This window comes from Pseudomonas sp. SMV7 (assembly GCF_052041995.1).
Classification (GTDB): Bacteria; Pseudomonadota; Gammaproteobacteria; order Pseudomonadales; family Pseudomonadaceae; genus Aquipseudomonas.
Map to the genome: position 1 here is coordinate 161,671 of NZ_JBKGGT010000004.1, position 14,471 is coordinate 176,141.

Here is a 14,471-nt window from a genome sequence, read left to right on the forward strand (position 1 = left end):
GTAAAGCACGGCCACGCATCCTGCCCTCTGCAGGCCTTGTCGACCGGACACCCAGAATGCCCGGCGACCCACGCGAACCCGAAGACAAAATCCACAGGAGTCCATCCATGAAAGGTTCACTCTCGCTGTTGCTGGTTGCGATGCTGACAGCGCCCGTGCTGGCCCATGCCGCCGAGCCCGAGCAATGTCAGACGGTCAGGTTCTCGGATGTCGGCTGGACCGACATCACGGTCACCACCGCCACCACCAGCGTTGTGCTCGAAGCACTGGGTTACAAGACCCACACCACCATGATCTCGGTACCGGTGACCTACAAGTCGCTGGCCACCGGCAAGGACCTGGATGTGTTTCTCGGCAACTGGATGCCGACCATGGAGAACGACATCAAGCAGTATCGCGACGCCGGCAGCGTAGAAACCGTGCGCGCCAACCTGGAGAACGCCAAGTACACCCTGGCAGTGCCCCAGGCGCTGTATGACAAGGGCCTGAAGGATTTCAGCGACATTCCCAAGTTCAAGAAGGAACTGGACAGCAAGATCTACGGCATCGAGCCGGGCAACGATGGCAACCGCACCATCCAGAGCATGATCGACAAGAACGCCTTCGGCCTGAAAGACGCCGGTTTCAAGATCGTGCAGTCCAGCGAGGCCGGCATGCTGTCGCAGGTCGACCGTGCGCAGAAGCGCGGCGAAGCCATCGTGTTCCTCGGCTGGGAACCGCACCCGATGAACACCCGTTTCAAGATGCAGTACCTGACCGGCGGGGACGACTACTTCGGCCCCGAGTTCGGCAAGGCGACCGTATTGACCAACACCCGCAAGGGCTACGTGCAGGAATGCAGCAACGTTGGCCAGCTGTTGAAGAACCTGTCGTTCGAGCTCAAGGATGAAAGCACCATGATGGGCTATGTCCTGGACGACAAGATGAAACCCGACGCGGCTGCCAGGAAGTGGCTCAAGGAAAACCCAGCCAAGCTGGATGCCTGGCTGGCCGGTGTGACTACCGTGGACGGCAAACCAGGCCTCGAGGCAGCCAAGGCCAAGCTGACGCAATAACGAAATATGCAATAGCGCTACCCCGGGGCCGGATCGTGTCTGCCCCGGGTTGAGTTCAATCTATGCAGGTGGAAGCTCGCTATCATGCTTATCGATCAGAAAATACCCCTGGGACAGTACATCGCGTCGTTCGTCGAGTGGCTGACCCAGAACGGCGCGAATTACTTCGACGCCATCGCCCAAGGCCTGGAATTCATGATCCATGGCGTCACCAGTGCCCTGACCTGGTTCAACCCGTTCGTCCTGATTGCCCTGTTCGCCGCCCTGGCGCACCTGATCCAGCGCAAGTGGGCGCTGACCGCATTCGTTGCCCTGTCGTTCCTGCTGATCCTCAACCTGGGCTACTGGCAGGAAACCATGGAAACCCTGGCGCAGGTCACCTTCGCCACGGTGGTGTGCGTGGCCATCGGCGTGCCGCTGGGCATCGTCGCCGCACACAAGCCAATGTTCTACACCGCCATGCGCCCGGTACTCGACCTGATGCAGACGGTCCCCACCTTCGTCTACCTGATCCCTACCCTGACCCTGTTCGGTCTGGGTGTGGTGCCCGGGCTGATCTCGACCGTGGTGTTTGCCATCGCCGCGCCGATCCGCCTGACCTACCTGGGCATCTGTGACGTACCGCAGGAGCTGATGGACGCCGGCAAGGCGTTTGGCTGCTCGCGCCGCCAGCTGCTCACCCGTATCGAACTGCCGCACGCGATGCCGAGCATCGCCGCCGGCGTAACCCAGTGCATCATGCTGTCGCTGTCGATGGTGGTGATTGCCGCCCTGGTCGGCGCTGACGGCCTGGGCAAACCTGTGGTCAACGCACTGAACACCGCTGATATCTCCCTGGGCTTCGAAGCGGGCCTGGCGATCGTGCTGCTGGCGATCATGCTCGACCGTATCTGCAAGCAACCGGATCTGCCGGCAAGGGGTGAAGCATGAGTATCATTCGATTCGAAGACGTCGACGTCATCTTCTCCAGCAAGCCGCGCGAGGCGCTGGCGCTGCTCGACCAAGGCAAGACCCGCGAGCAGATCCTCAAGGAAACCGGCCTGGTGGTGGGTGTCGAGAAGGCCAACCTGGATATCCAGAAGGGCGAGATCTGCGTCCTGATGGGCTTGTCCGGCTCTGGCAAGTCGAGCCTGCTGCGCTGTATCAACGGCCTCAACACTGTCAGCCGTGGCAAATTGTTCGTCGAGCACGAAGGCAAGCACATCGACATTGCCCACTGCACCCCCGCCGAACTGAAGATGATGCGCACCAAGCGCATTGCCATGGTGTTCCAGAAGTTTGCCCTGATGCCCTGGCTGACAGTGCGCGAGAACATCAGCTTTGGCCTGGAAATGCAGGGCCGGCCTGAGAAGGAACGGCGCAAGCTGGTTGACGAGAAGCTCGAGCTGGTGGGCCTGACCCAGTGGCGCAACAAGAAGCCGGACGAACTGTCTGGCGGCATGCAGCAGCGCGTGGGCCTGGCCCGGGCGCTGGCGATGGATGCCGACATCCTGCTGATGGACGAACCGTTCTCGGCACTCGACCCGCTGATTCGCCAGGGCCTGCAAGATGAGTTGCTGGGCCTGCAGGCGAAGCTGAGCAAGACCATCGTGTTCGTCAGCCACGACCTGGACGAGGCGCTGAAGCTGGGCAGCCGCATCGCGATCATGAAGGACGGGCGGATCATCCAGTACAGCAAGCCGGAAGAGATCGTGCTGAACCCGGCCGACGAATATGTGCGCACCTTCGTCGCCCATACCAACCCGCTGAACGTCTTGTGCGGTCGCAGCCTGATGCGCAGCCTGGACCAGTGCAAGCGGGTGAATGGTTCGGTGTGCATCGATCCCGGCATCGACTCGTGGCTCGACCTTGGCGAAGGTGGCTCGATCAAGCGCGCACGCCAAGGGCAGAACGGGCTCGACCTGCAGAACTGGGCACCTGGGCAGGATGTGGAGCTGCTGGGCCGCCGCCCAACGTTGGTCAATGCTGATATCGGAATGCGCGAGGCGCTACAGATTCGTTATCAGACCGGCAACAAGCTGGTGTTGCAGGACAACGACAAGGTGGTTGGGATTCTTGGGGATACCGAGCTTTACCACGCCTTGCTCGGCAAGAACCACGGGTGATGCAATTGGGGCCGCCTTGCGGCCCATCGCGGCTGAAGCCGCTCCTACAGGGGCCGCGCAAATTTCCAGGCTTGCGCGGTCCCTGTAGGAGCGGCTTCAGCCGCGATGGGCTGCAAAGCAGCCCCAATCACTGTTTCAGCGCACCACGATGCCGCGCGAAGCCATGTAGGCCTTGGCTTCGGGCACCGTGTACTCACCGAAGTGGAAGATGCTGGCCGCCAGCACTGCACTGGCATGCCCTTCGAGAATGCCATCAGCCAGGTGCTGCAGGTTACCCACGCCCCCCGACGCAATGACTGGAATACCCAGCGCATCGCTGATCGCGCGGGTGACGCCCAGGTCGAAACCGCTCTTCATGCCGTCCTGGTCCATGCTGGTCAGCAGGATCTCGCCGGCCCCCAGGCCTTCCATCTTCTTCGCCCACTCGACGGCATCCAGCCCGGTCGGCTTGCGCCCACCGTGGGTGAAGATTTCCCAACGCGGTGCTTCACCCGGCGCGGATACTTTCTTGGCATCGATGGCCACGACGATGCACTGCGAACCGAAACGGTCTGCCGCCTCGCCGACGAACTCCGGGTTGAACACCGCGGCGGTATTGATCGAGACCTTGTCGGCACCGGCATTGAGCAGGTTCCGGATGTCCTGCACGGTGCGCACGCCACCGCCCACGGTCAGCGGGATGAACACCTGGCTGGCCATGCGTTCGACGGTATGCAGGGTGGTGTCGCGACCATCGACGCTGGCGGTGATGTCGAGGAAGGTGATTTCGTCGGCACCTTGCTCGTCGTAGCGACGGGCGATTTCCACCGGGTCGCCGGCATCACGGATGTTCTCGAACTTGACGCCCTTGACCACCCGGCCGTTATCCACGTCCAGGCAAGGGATGATGCGCTTGGCCAGTGCCATGGTTCAGTCCTCAGCCTTGGTAGTTGTCGCAGAAGGCCTGGGCCTCGGCAACATCGAGGGTGCCTTCGTAGATGGCACGGCCGGTGATGGCACCGATGATGCCCGGGGCCTTGGCGTCCAGCAGGGCCTTGATGTCGCCCAGGTTGTGGATGCCGCCCGAGGCGATCACCGGGATCGACGTAGCTTCTGCCAGCGCCTTGGTGAAGGGCACGTTGCAGCCCTGCATCATGCCGTCCTTGGCGATGTCGGTGTAGACGATCGCCGAGACGCCATCGGCCTCGAAACGCTTGGCCAGGTCGATGACCTGCACCGAGCTGACTTCAGCCCAGCCGTCGGTGGCGACGAAGCCGTCCTTGGCGTCCAGGCCGACGATGACCTTGCCCGGAAAGGCCTTGCACGCTTCGGCAACGAACGCTGGCTGCTTGACCGCCTTGGTGCCGATGATCACGTAGCTGACACCCGCCTTGACGTAGTGCTCGATGGTTTCCAGCGAGCGGATGCCACCGCCGATCTGGATCGGCAGGGTCGGGTAGCGCTTGGCAATGGCGGTAACCACTTCACCGTTGACCGGCTGGCCTTCGAAGGCGCCGTTGAGGTCGACCAGGTGCAGGCGGCGGCAGCCACCCTCGACCCACTTGGCGGCCATGCTCACCGGGTCGTCGGAGAATACCGTGGAGTCTTCCATGCGGCCCTGGCGCAGGCGCACGCAGGCGCCGTCCTTCAGATCGATAGCGGGGATAATCAGCATCTTGGGAACCTGTCTGTTCTTGGGGTTTCAGGGCTTTTCGAGCGCCCACAGATCGCTTTCGATGCTGTCGAACCGCTCCTTGAGGTGCAGCTGAACATCGGCAATCGCCCTGTTGTAGTAATGGGGTGCAATTTCCTTGCTGAACACATCGAGGACCTCAGCCACCTCGAACGAACCCAGCGTCAACTCGAAACGGTCTTCGAGGAAGCGCTTGAGCGTGTCGAGCGCGGCGCGCTCCTGCTCTGGGGCCAGGGTGATGACCGGGGCCTTGGTCTTCGATCTGCTCATTTACCAGCGCCCGTCCCAGGCGACGAAGTTCTGCAGCAGCTGCAGGCCATGGGTATGGCTCTTCTCCGGGTGGAACTGCACGGCGAAACGCGAGCCATCGGCCAGCGCCGCAGCGAAATCGACGCCGTAATGGCCGCGGCCGACCACCTGCGCCGGCTTGCCGGCATCGATGTAGTAGCTGTGCACGAAATAGAAGCGCGCACGGTCGGGAATGTCATGCCACAGCGGGTGATGGTTGGTCTGGCCGACTTCGTTCCAGCCCATGTGCGGCACCTTCAGGTGCTCGCCGTCTTCCTTGAGGTCCTTGCCGAAGAAGCGCACCTGGCCGGGGAACAGGCCGATGCAGTCGACACCGTCGTTTTCTTCGCTGTGCTCCAGCAGTGCCTGCATGCCTACGCAGATACCCAGGAACGGGCGGTCCTGGCTGACTTCGCGCGCCAGGCTGTCGAAGCCCAGGCGGCGGATTTCAGCCATGCAGTCGCGAATCGCGCCCACCCCCGGGAACACCACGCGGTCGGCCTCACGGATGACGGCGGCGTCGCTGGTGACCAGTACCTTGCCGGCACCTACATGCTCGAGCGCCTTGGCCACCGAGTGCAGGTTGCCCATGCCATAGTCGATTACGGCTACCGTCTGCATTTACAGGCACCCTTTGGTGGAAGGCATCTGCCCGGCCATGCGCTCGTCGAGGGTGATGGCCATGCGCAGGGCGCGGCCGAATGCCTTGAACACGGTTTCGATCTGGTGGTGGGTGTTGTGGCCACGCAGGTTGTCGATGTGCAGGGTCACCAGGGCGTGGTTGACGAAGCCCTGGAAGAATTCCTGGAACAGGTCGACATCGAAGCCACCGACGCTAGCCCGGGTATAAGGCACATGCATCTGCAGGCCGGGGCGACCGGAAAAGTCGATGACCACGCGCGACAGCGCTTCGTCCAGCGGTACGTAGGCATGGCCGTAGCGGAAGATGCCCTTCTTGTCACCGATGGCCTGGGCGAATGCCATGCCCAGGGTGATACCGACGTCCTCGACGGTATGGTGATCGTCGATATGCAGGTCACCCTTGCACTCGATATCCAGATCGATCAGCCCGTGGCGGGCGATCTGGTCCAGCATGTGTTCAAGGAAAGGCACACCGATATCGAACCGGGCCTTGCCACTGCCATCGAGGTTGATCGAGCACTTGACCTGGGTTTCCAGGGTGTTGCGCTCGACGGACGCCTTACGTTCAACCATCACCAGCTCCGCAAAATCATTGGGCGAAAAGGGTTTCATTATAGGCCCAGAACGCGCCCGCTTGAAACGCGGATGACATATGGCATGGCGAGGAATGACGAGGGTTGATTAGTGCTACAGGTCTATACAAGCGAATAATGCGGGACTGTTTGCAGGAGCGGCCCCTCGCGACGCAAGGCCGCTCCTGTATCAGGTCACCCGTGGGTACCGGATGTTTCCATCAATGGAACAGTACCGCCGTCTTCTGCAGGGTAATCCACACCCCCCAGGCCAGCGGTACAACCACCACCGCCCAGGCCAGCAGCACCAGCGGCAGGCTGCCCGGTGCCGCCTTCCACTCCAGCGACTGCGCGGCATCGGCGCCCTTGTCGTGGCTCAGCGCCCGCTCGGCAGCCAGCTCGGCATCGCTCATGAAGTACTTGTCGGCCACCGGACGCACCAGCATGTTGCAGACAAAGCCCAGCACCAGCAGGCCGGCCAGGATGTACAGCGTCATGTCGTAAGCCGCGGCACGTTCCACCCCGGCGGCCAGTTGATACTCGCGCAGGTAGGTGATCAGCACCGGCCCCAGCACGCCCGCCGCCGCCCAGGCAGTCAGCAGGCGACCGTGAATGGCACCGACCATCTGCGTGCCGAACAGGTCGGCCAGGTACGCCGGTACGGTGGAGAAGCCACCGCCGTACATCGACAGGATGATGCAGAACGCCGCCACGAACAGGGCCACGTTACCCAGGTGCCCCATGTTCGGCACCAGGCTGTACAGGCCAACCCCGAGCGCGAAGAAGGCGAAGTAGGTGTTCTTGCGGCCAATGTAGTCGGAGAACGAAGCCCAGAAGAACCGCCCACCGATATTGAACAGGCTCAGCAGGCCGGTGAAGCCGGCGGCGATCGCGGCAATCTGCGCCAGCTGGGCGCTGTCCAGCTCGCTGAAACTCAGCCCGTTGCCCAGCAGCTTGCCGGCGAACACTTCCTGCAGCAGCGGCGAGGCCATGCCGAGAATGCCGATACCCGCCGACACGTTCAGGCACAGCACCAGCCAGATCAACGCAAATTGTGGAGTTTTCCACGCCACGCTGACGTGCACATGGCGGTCGGTGACCATGGTGTTACCGGCTTTCTTCAGCGGGGCAGTGAAGCCTTCGGGCTTCCAGCCGGTCGGCGGCACGCGATACGCCAAGGCGCCGGCAGTCATGAACACGAAGTAGATCGCGGCCATGACCACGAAGCTCTGCCACACCCCCACTTCTTGCGCATTGCCAAAGTGCCCCATCAGCGCAGTGGCCAGCGGTGCACCGACCATGGCGCCGCCGCCAAAGCCCATGATCGCCATGCCGGTGGCCATGCCGCGTTTGTCCGGGAACCACTTGATCAGGGTCGAGACCGGCGAAATGTAACCCAGCCCAAGGCCGATACCGCCGATTACACCGGAGCCCAGCCACATCAGCCACAGCTGGTGGGTTTTCACGCCCACGGCCGAGATCAGCATGCCGCCACACCAGCACAGCGCCGAGACCAGGCCAGCCTTGCGCGGGCCGGCGTGTTCCAGCCAGCCGCCCAGCACCGCAGCGGAGCAACCGAGGAAGACGAAGAACAAGGTGTAGATCCAGCTCAGCATCGAGATCGGCCAGTCGCATTCGGCGCTGAACAGGCGGGCCATGAAGCCCATGTCCGCTGCGCAGGCGACCGGGGCGGTGATGCCGAGGGCCTGCGACAGAGGCAGCCAGAACACCGAAAAGCCATAGGCCATGCCGATGCACAGGTGAATGGCCAGTGCGGCCGGCGGAACCAGCCAACGGTTGAAGCCCGGGCGGGCGATAATGCGCTCCTTCGACAGGAAGCCTGGCGCACTGACCAGGGTCCCCGCCGCGACGGTACTGCTCATGGGATCGGATCCTTCTTATATGGGGAGAGTGCAGGCAAAGCGGCGCAAGGGTAGCAGCATCAAGTAGCGTGAAGGCAATCTGATATTGCTATTTTTTGCTCGGCTGAAACGGTCATGCTTGGCGACGGCCACACTTTCGGAACTGACGACGCCCAGGCTGTCGAAAGCCGTATCCTGTGCTTCACACGTAGGAAATGCCCTGTATCTCTTGACGAATACGCAGGGACAACCACTGCGGCGCTATACTCTGGCGCTTGAATTTCAAACGGACTACAAGGACTCGCCCATGAAAGCGTTCGGCAAAATCCTGGGACTGGGGCTTCTCGGGTTGCTGCTGATCATCGTGGCGCTGGGCTTCGCCCTGACCCACCTCTTCGATCCCAACGACTACAAAGACGAGATTCGCCAGCTGGCTCGCGACAAGGCACACGTCGAGCTCACCCTCAACGGTGATATCGGCTGGAGCCTGTTCCCGTGGCTGGGCCTGGAGTTGCACGAAGCAAGCATCGCCACCTTGAACAAGCCCAAGGAGCCGTTCGCCGACCTGCAGATGCTGGGCTTGTCGGTGCGTGTACTGCCGCTGCTGCGCCGCGAAGTGCAGATGAGCGACGTACGCGTCGAGGGCCTGAACCTGACCCTGGCGCGTGACGAACAGGGCCATGGCAACTGGGAAGACATTGGCAAACCATTGCCCGCACAGGACGCCGGCGCACAAGCCAATGCCCCAGCCCAGGCACCCGCCGAACAGCAACCGGCACCGGCTACCAGCGACGATCGCACGGTCAAGCTGGACATCGACAGCCTGACCGTGAACAACGCCCGCGTGCAGTACACCGATGCCAAGACCGGGCAGAGCTACAGCGCCGAGAGCATCCAGCTGAGCACTGGGCCGGTTCACGAAGGCGCGAACATTCCGCTCAAGGCCAGCGCCTTCCTCAGCGCCAGCCAGCCGAACATCAAGGCCCGCACCGAACTGGCCGGCGAGCTGCGCTTCGACCGCAAGCTCAAGCGCTACAACTTCGAAGACATGCGCCTGTCAGGCGAAACCTCGGGTGAGCCTACCGGCGGCAAGACCGTGACCTTCGTCGCCCAGGGCCAACTGCTGGTCGACCTGGGTGCCAATGTCGCTTCGTGGAGCGGCCTGAAAGTCTCGGCCAACCAGCTGCGTGCCCTGGGCGAGCTGAACCTGCGCGACCTGGACAAGACACCCCAGCTGAGCGGCGGCCTGTCTATCGCCCAGTTCGACCTGCGCACGTTCCTCGACGGCATTGGCCGCCCACTGCCGGCGAGCAACGACCCGGCAGCCTTCTCCAGGCTGGAAATGGTCACCCGCCTGCAAGGCACGCCGAACAGCCTGGCCCTGGAAGACCTGGCCGTGAAGCTGGACGACAGCACCTTTGCTGGCCGCGTGGCCATTGAAGACTTCGCCAGGCAGGCGCTGCGCCTGCAGCTCAAAGGCGATACCTTCGACGCCGACCGCTACCTGCCGGCCAAGAGCGAACAGGCCAAGGGCGCCACTGCTGCGCGCCAGGCCGAGGTCAAGCAGCAGGAAGCCAGTGCGGTTGCCGGTGCCGGCACCACGCCGTTGCCGAACGCCCCGACCCAGGTGGCCTGGAGCGACGACAAGCTGCTGCCGGTGGACCGCCTGCGCGCCCTCGACCTGCAGGCCGACCTGGCCTTTGGCTCGCTGACCCTGGACAAACTGCCGATCGAAGACGCCCAGCTCAAGGCCATCGGCCAGGGCGGCCTGCTGACCCTGCAAACCCTGCGCGGTGGCCTGTACAACGGCACGTTCGAGGCCAAGGGTACCGTCGACGTTCGCCCTGCCGTGCCGCAACTGGGCGTGAACACCAACATCCAGCGCGTACCGGTGGAGCACTTCATCAAGACCGAGGGCAAGCAACAGCAGCCGCCGGTCAAAGGCCTGCTGACCCTGACCAGCGACCTGACCGCCACCGGCAACAGCCAGAAGGCCCTGGTCGATACGCTCAACGGCAACGCCAATTTCGTCATCAACGACGGCGTGCTGGTCAATGCCAACCTGGAACAGCAACTGTGCCAGGCCATCGCCACGCTCAACCGCAAATCGCTGAGCGGCGAGCCTCGCGGCAAGGACACCCCCTTCCAGGAGCTGCGCGGCAGCCTGGTGGTACGCAACGGGGTCGCCAGCAACCCGGACCTCAAGGCGCGCATCCCGGGCCTTACCGTCAACGGCCAGGGTGACCTCGACCTGCGCGTGCTGGGCATGGACTACAAGGTCGGCGTGATTGTCGAAGGCGACCAGCGCGCCATGCCCGACCCGGCCTGCCAGGTCAACGAACGCTATGTCGGCGTGGAAGTGCCGCTGCGTTGCCGTGGCCCGCTGGAGCTGGGTGCCAAGGCCTGCCGCCTGGACCAGGATGGCATGGGCAAGGTCGCCGCCAAGTTGGCCGGCAACCGCCTGCAGGAAAAGCTCGATGAAAAACTCGGAGACAAAGTGAGCCCGGAATTGAAAGACGCGCTCAAGGGGCTGTTCAAGCGATGACCCCAGAGCAGTTCTCCAGCGCTGTGCTGGATTGGTATGACGAGCACGGCCGGCACGACCTGCCCTGGCAGCAGGGCATCACCCCGTACCGGGTGTGGGTGTCGGAAATCATGCTGCAGCAGACCCAGGTCAGCACCGTGCTGAATTACTTCGACCGCTTCATGCAGGCCCTGCCGACCGTGCAGGCCCTGGCCGAGGCACCGGAGGACGAGGTGCTGCACCTGTGGACCGGCCTGGGCTACTACACCCGGGCGCGCAACCTGCAGAAGGCCGCGAAGATCGTGGTCGAGCAGCATGGTGGCGAATTCCCGCGCAGTGTCGAACAGCTCACCGAGCTGCCCGGCATCGGCCGCTCCACTGCGGGCGCCATCGCCAGCATCAGCATGGGTATCCGCGCACCGATCCTCGACGGCAACGTGAAACGCGTGCTGGCCCGCTACACGGCCCAGGCCGGCTACCCTGGCGAGCCCAAGGTGGCCAACCAGCTGTGGGCCACGGCCGAGCGCTTTACCCCGCAGCAGCGCGCCAACCACTACACCCAGGCGATGATGGACATGGGCGCCACGCTGTGCACCCGCAGCAAGCCCAGCTGCCTGATCTGCCCGCTGCAGCGCGGCTGCGAAGCGCACCTGCACGGCGAAGAAACCCGCTACCCGGAGCCCAAGCCGCGCAAGGCGTTGCCTCAACGGCGCACGCTGATGCCGCTGCTGGCCAACCGCGAAGGCGCCATCCTGCTTTACCGCCGACCGTCCAGCGGGCTGTGGGGTGGCTTGTGGAGCCTGCCGGAACTGGACGACATCGCCCAGCTCGACGACCTGGCCTATCAGCACGGCCTGAGCCTGGCCGAAAGCCGCGCCATGGACGGCCTGACCCATACCTTCAGCCACTTCCAGCTGGCGATCGAGCCCTGGCTGGTGCGCGTCGACCCGCTCGGCCAGCACGTGGCCGAGGCCGACTGGCTCTGGTATAACCTCGCCACCCCGCCGCGCCTGGGCCTTGCCGCCCCGGTGAAAAAACTGCTCAAACGCGCGGCCGACGAACTGATCGCAGGAGACGCCCGATGACCCGCACCGTGATGTGCCGCAAGTACAAAGAAGAACTGCCAGGCCTGGAGCGCCCGCCCTACCCCGGCGCCAAGGGCCAGGACATCTTCGAACACATCTCGCAGAAGGCCTGGGCCGACTGGCAGAAACACCAGACCATGCTGATCAACGAAAAGCGCCTGAACATGATGAACGCCGAGGACCGCAAATTCCTCCAGGGCGAGATGGACAAGTTTTTCGCCGGCGAAGAGTACGCCCAGGCGGAAGGCTACGTACCACCCTCGGAATGACCCCACGGAACGTAAGCGACGGAATTAATTTAAAATTTTTTCAAAAAGTCGTTGACGAGCGGTCTGAAAGTCTATTTAATTCACCTCGTCGCCCAGATAGCTCAGTCGGTAGAGCAGAGGATTGAAAATCCTCGTGTCGGCGGTTCGACTCCGTCTCTGGGCACCACCTTCAGCTTCTGGTGGTTGCAAAGTTACCCGAAGCGACAACAAGAAACCCGCCTAGTGCGGGTTTTTTGTTGTCTGTATTTTCTGCATTGATCAGCATCAAACCGCCACTTTCGCCCACCTTCATAATCGATGATGGACTTTCGAATCGATTTGCAAGGACCTCCATGAGCGAAGAATCCCCCCTCCTGCTCCCCGCCCCCAGCGAACCCGTTGCCGCCCCAGCCCGCACCCGCCGCCCACGCCAGCGCAAGCCGGAGCCAAGTATCACCCGTGTCAGCCAGCAACCCGCAGCCCTGGAAGTGGCCACGGCGCCCAAAGGCAGCAATGAAGACAGCACTTCAGCCCGTCTGCCTGCCAGCTACCCCTACCGCACCCGGCTGCGCCGCCAGGAGTATGAAAAGGCCAAGCACGCGCTGCAGATCGAATTGTTGAAGGTGCAAAGCTGGGTGAAGGAAACCGGCCAGCGCGTGGTGATCCTGTTCGAAGGACGCGATGCGGCGGGCAAGGGCGGTACCATCAAGCGCTTCATGGAACACCTGAACCCACGGGGCGCGCGCATCGTCGCCCTGGAGAAGCCTTCCGAGCAGGAAAAAGGCCAGTGGTACTTCCAGCGCTACATCCAGCACCTGCCTACCGCGGGTGAAATGGTGTTCTTTGACCGCTCCTGGTACAACCGCGCCGGGGTCGAGAAAGTGATGGATTTCTGCACACCACTGCAGTATCTGGAATTCATGCGCCAGGCCCCGGAGCTGGAGCGCATGCTGTGCAACAGCGGCATCCTGCTGTTCAAGTACTGGTTCTCGGTGAACCGCGAAGAGCAGCTGCGCCGCTTCATTTCGCGCCGGGACGACCCGCTCAAGCACTGGAAGCTGTCACCCATCGACATCAAGTCACTGGACAAGTGGGAGGACTACACCTCGGCCAAGGAGGCGATGTTCTTCCATACCGATACCGCCGACGCGCCTTGGACGGTGATCAAGTCCGATGACAAGAAGCGGGCGCGGATCAACTGTATTCGGCACTTTCTGCATGCGCTGGATTACCCGGGCAAGGACCCTCAGGTGGCGCATGCACCCGACCCCCTGCTGGTAGGCCGGGCTGCGCGCGGCTTGGAAGAAGACGACACATTACAACCAGCGGGCTGAAGCAACAGTCCCCGCAGGCCGAGCACGGCCTGCGGGCCCCCCTTATTCGCCCGACATGGAACGAAGATGCTCGAAAGCGTCCTCGGTCATGTGCCCCAGATAGGAGACGCTGTGCAACTGAAGGTCACCGTGCTTCTTGCTGTCCTCGATAATTGCCACGATGTCAGCTTTTGTGAGCGCCTGTTGGTTGCATTTGGCGAACCCGGTCGCATAGTAAAGGTCATCTTCCTCGTCATAACCATACAGGGTAAGAAGATAGCCATGCTTCACGACTCTCTCCTTAGCGCAACTGTGCGCTGCCTGTGAACGCCGATCTGGCGCGATGATCGACTGTCGCCCGAGCATGGGCGACAGCGAGGGAGAGGTTAGGTAGCTCGGGCGGCGGACATAATCTGGATACGTGTCCATATCAACCCGCCAGCCTGCGTTGTAACGGTGTACAGCTTGGGTTTCTCAAGCAATTGCGCTTCAATACGCGCAACTTCAAGCAGCCCCAGGATTCCCCATGGCCACCCCCACCAAGCAACAGAAACGCGCCAAGCGCGCCGCCAGCAAGGCCAAGCAGAACCGCATGGTACGCAGTGGCCAGGCGGTAAAGGCCAGCGCCGGTGACAGCGCCAGCGTCGAGCAGGTGTACAACAAGGCCATGGAGTCGGGCAGCTACGACGCGCTGTTCAAGAAGATGAAGGAAGCCCAGGAGGGCGGCCTGGTCCCGATGATCTCGGTGTTCCTGGTAGACCCACTGCTGGGCCTGGTGCTCAAGGGGCACAAGGAAGAACACGCCACCGACTACATCGTGTTGGTGTTCAACGCCTACCGTAAATGGCTGGACGGCGCAGACGAAGACGCCACCATGGCCTGGCTGGAAAGCGACGAATTCCAGGCAGCCTATGTGGCAGCCTCGGAGCTGGTTGCCAAGCAGCAACAGCAGCAGAAGCAGTTTGGCTGACAGGGCCATGTAGCCTGTTCCAGCCCTTCGCGGGCTTGCCCGGCCCCACAGGTTCACCGCCAGCCTGAAGGCAACACCCCATGTGAGAGCGGGCAAGCCCGCGAAAGGGCCGGAACAGAAAACAAAAAAAGGCCG

Annotated in this window: 15 protein-coding genes and 1 tRNA gene; 9 read left to right on the top strand and 7 right to left on the bottom strand. The window is 62.7% G+C overall.

Features of this window, described 5'->3' with window-relative positions:
• The first annotated feature begins 107 nt into the window (after positions 1 to 107).
• The 3 genes from ACLEJP_RS07000 (at position 108) to choV (ending at position 3,160) form a co-directional block, all read left to right on the top strand.
• Entirely contained in the window at positions 108 to 1,055 is a 948-nt protein-coding gene (locus tag ACLEJP_RS07000; RefSeq protein ID WP_440805092.1) for a choline ABC transporter substrate-binding protein, read from the top strand.
• Positions 1,056 to 1,136: 81 nt separating this feature from the next.
• Positions 1,137 to 1,985, top strand: a complete 849-nt coding sequence (gene choW, locus ACLEJP_RS07005; protein ID WP_225780782.1) for a choline ABC transporter permease subunit — start codon at positions 1,137 to 1,139, stop codon at positions 1,983 to 1,985.
• On the top strand, positions 1,982 to 3,160 hold the full coding sequence (choV, locus tag ACLEJP_RS07010; RefSeq protein WP_186687549.1) for a choline ABC transporter ATP-binding protein: 1,179 nt from the start codon (positions 1,982 to 1,984) through the stop codon (positions 3,158 to 3,160). The genes choW and choV overlap by 4 nt, the downstream gene beginning before the upstream one ends.
• A gap of 135 nt (positions 3,161 to 3,295) precedes the next feature.
• On the opposite strand, the gene hisF is transcribed toward choV, so the two are convergent.
• The 6 genes from hisF to ACLEJP_RS07040 form a co-directional block, all read right to left on the bottom strand.
• On the bottom strand, positions 3,296 to 4,066 hold the full coding sequence (gene hisF, locus ACLEJP_RS07015) for an imidazole glycerol phosphate synthase subunit HisF (protein ID WP_170027856.1): 771 nt from the start codon (positions 4,064 to 4,066) through the stop codon (positions 3,296 to 3,298).
• 10 nt (positions 4,067 to 4,076) lie between these two features.
• The gene (gene hisA / locus ACLEJP_RS07020; RefSeq protein WP_054912521.1) at positions 4,077 to 4,814 is read right to left on the bottom strand and encodes a 1-(5-phosphoribosyl)-5-[(5-phosphoribosylamino)methylideneamino]imidazole-4-carboxamide isomerase; all 738 of its coding nucleotides are present in this window, start codon (positions 4,812 to 4,814) and stop codon (positions 4,077 to 4,079) included.
• A 27-nt stretch (positions 4,815 to 4,841) separates the two neighbouring features.
• Positions 4,842 to 5,102, bottom strand: a complete 261-nt coding sequence (locus ACLEJP_RS07025; RefSeq protein WP_186674953.1) for a DUF2164 domain-containing protein — start codon at positions 5,100 to 5,102, stop codon at positions 4,842 to 4,844.
• Positions 5,103 to 5,741, bottom strand: a complete 639-nt coding sequence (hisH, locus tag ACLEJP_RS07030) for an imidazole glycerol phosphate synthase subunit HisH (RefSeq protein ID WP_440805094.1) — start codon at positions 5,739 to 5,741, stop codon at positions 5,103 to 5,105.
• On the bottom strand, positions 5,742 to 6,335 hold the full coding sequence (hisB, locus tag ACLEJP_RS07035; RefSeq protein WP_028635305.1) for an imidazoleglycerol-phosphate dehydratase HisB: 594 nt from the start codon (positions 6,333 to 6,335) through the stop codon (positions 5,742 to 5,744).
• Between the two features lie 220 nt (positions 6,336 to 6,555).
• Positions 6,556 to 8,217, bottom strand: a complete 1,662-nt coding sequence (locus ACLEJP_RS07040; protein ID WP_440805095.1) for an OFA family MFS transporter — start codon at positions 8,215 to 8,217, stop codon at positions 6,556 to 6,558.
• 286 nt (positions 8,218 to 8,503) lie between these two features.
• Between ACLEJP_RS07040 and ACLEJP_RS07045 the strand changes: the two genes are divergently transcribed.
• The 5 genes from ACLEJP_RS07045 to ppk2 all read left to right on the top strand — a co-directional run bounded on the left by ACLEJP_RS07045 (position 8,504) and on the right by ppk2 (position 13,387).
• Positions 8,504 to 10,741, top strand: a complete 2,238-nt coding sequence (locus tag ACLEJP_RS07045; protein ID WP_440805097.1) for an AsmA family protein — start codon at positions 8,504 to 8,506, stop codon at positions 10,739 to 10,741.
• Positions 10,738 to 11,805: an A/G-specific adenine glycosylase gene (mutY, locus tag ACLEJP_RS07050; RefSeq protein ID WP_440805098.1), complete on the top strand. Its 1,068-nt coding sequence runs from the start codon at positions 10,738 to 10,740 to the stop codon at positions 11,803 to 11,805. Before ACLEJP_RS07045 ends, mutY begins: the two co-directional genes overlap by 4 nt.
• A complete protein-coding gene (locus tag ACLEJP_RS07055; protein WP_003257478.1) occupies positions 11,802 to 12,074 on the top strand; it encodes an oxidative damage protection protein in 273 nt (90 codons plus the stop codon). The genes mutY and ACLEJP_RS07055 overlap by 4 nt, the downstream gene beginning before the upstream one ends.
• A gap of 90 nt (positions 12,075 to 12,164) precedes the next feature.
• Positions 12,165 to 12,240: transfer RNA gene (locus tag ACLEJP_RS07060), tRNA-Phe, on the top strand.
• A 166-nt stretch (positions 12,241 to 12,406) separates the two neighbouring features.
• Positions 12,407 to 13,387 carry a polyphosphate kinase 2 gene (gene ppk2, locus ACLEJP_RS07065; RefSeq protein WP_440805099.1) on the top strand — a complete coding sequence of 327 codons (981 nt, stop codon included), beginning with the start codon at positions 12,407 to 12,409 and terminating at the stop codon, positions 13,385 to 13,387.
• Positions 13,388 to 13,429: 42 nt separating this feature from the next.
• Here ppk2 and ACLEJP_RS07070 read toward each other — a convergent pair whose 3' ends face one another.
• The gene (locus ACLEJP_RS07070) at positions 13,430 to 13,657 is read right to left on the bottom strand and encodes a hypothetical protein (RefSeq protein WP_440805101.1); all 228 of its coding nucleotides are present in this window, start codon (positions 13,655 to 13,657) and stop codon (positions 13,430 to 13,432) included.
• A 235-nt stretch (positions 13,658 to 13,892) separates the two neighbouring features.
• Here ACLEJP_RS07070 and ACLEJP_RS07075 point away from each other — a divergent pair, with 235 nt between their 5' ends.
• The gene (locus tag ACLEJP_RS07075) at positions 13,893 to 14,336 is read left to right on the top strand and encodes a hypothetical protein (RefSeq protein WP_440805102.1); all 444 of its coding nucleotides are present in this window, start codon (positions 13,893 to 13,895) and stop codon (positions 14,334 to 14,336) included.
• The last annotated feature ends 135 nt before the right edge of the window (positions 14,337 to 14,471 follow it).

Bases quoted from the DNA above. Each gene is read 5' to 3' on its own strand.
- ACLEJP_RS07000 (WP_440805092.1), top strand. From the start codon at position 108: ATGAAAGGTTCACTCTCGCTGTTGCTGGTTGCGATGCTGACAGCGCCC.
- choV (WP_186687549.1), top strand. From the start codon at position 1,982: ATGAGTATCATTCGATTCGAAGACGTCGACGTCATCTTCTCCAGCAAG.
- hisF (WP_170027856.1), bottom strand. From the start codon at position 4,066: ATGGCACTGGCCAAGCGCATCATCCCTTGCCTGGACGTGGATAACGGC.
- hisA (WP_054912521.1), bottom strand. From the start codon at position 4,814: ATGCTGATTATCCCCGCTATCGATCTGAAGGACGGCGCCTGCGTGCGC.
- ACLEJP_RS07025 (WP_186674953.1), bottom strand. From the start codon at position 5,102: ATGAGCAGATCGAAGACCAAGGCCCCGGTCATCACCCTGGCCCCAGAG.
- hisH (WP_440805094.1), bottom strand. From the start codon at position 5,741: ATGCAGACGGTAGCCGTAATCGACTATGGCATGGGCAACCTGCACTCG.
- hisB (WP_028635305.1), bottom strand. From the start codon at position 6,335: ATGGTTGAACGTAAGGCGTCCGTCGAGCGCAACACCCTGGAAACCCAG.
- ACLEJP_RS07040 (WP_440805095.1), bottom strand. From the start codon at position 8,217: ATGAGCAGTACCGTCGCGGCGGGGACCCTGGTCAGTGCGCCAGGCTTC.
- ACLEJP_RS07045 (WP_440805097.1), top strand. From the start codon at position 8,504: ATGAAAGCGTTCGGCAAAATCCTGGGACTGGGGCTTCTCGGGTTGCTG.
- mutY (WP_440805098.1), top strand. From the start codon at position 10,738: ATGACCCCAGAGCAGTTCTCCAGCGCTGTGCTGGATTGGTATGACGAG.
- ACLEJP_RS07055 (WP_003257478.1), top strand. From the start codon at position 11,802: ATGACCCGCACCGTGATGTGCCGCAAGTACAAAGAAGAACTGCCAGGC.
- ppk2 (WP_440805099.1), top strand. From the start codon at position 12,407: ATGAGCGAAGAATCCCCCCTCCTGCTCCCCGCCCCCAGCGAACCCGTT.
- ACLEJP_RS07075 (WP_440805102.1), top strand. From the start codon at position 13,893: ATGGCCACCCCCACCAAGCAACAGAAACGCGCCAAGCGCGCCGCCAGC.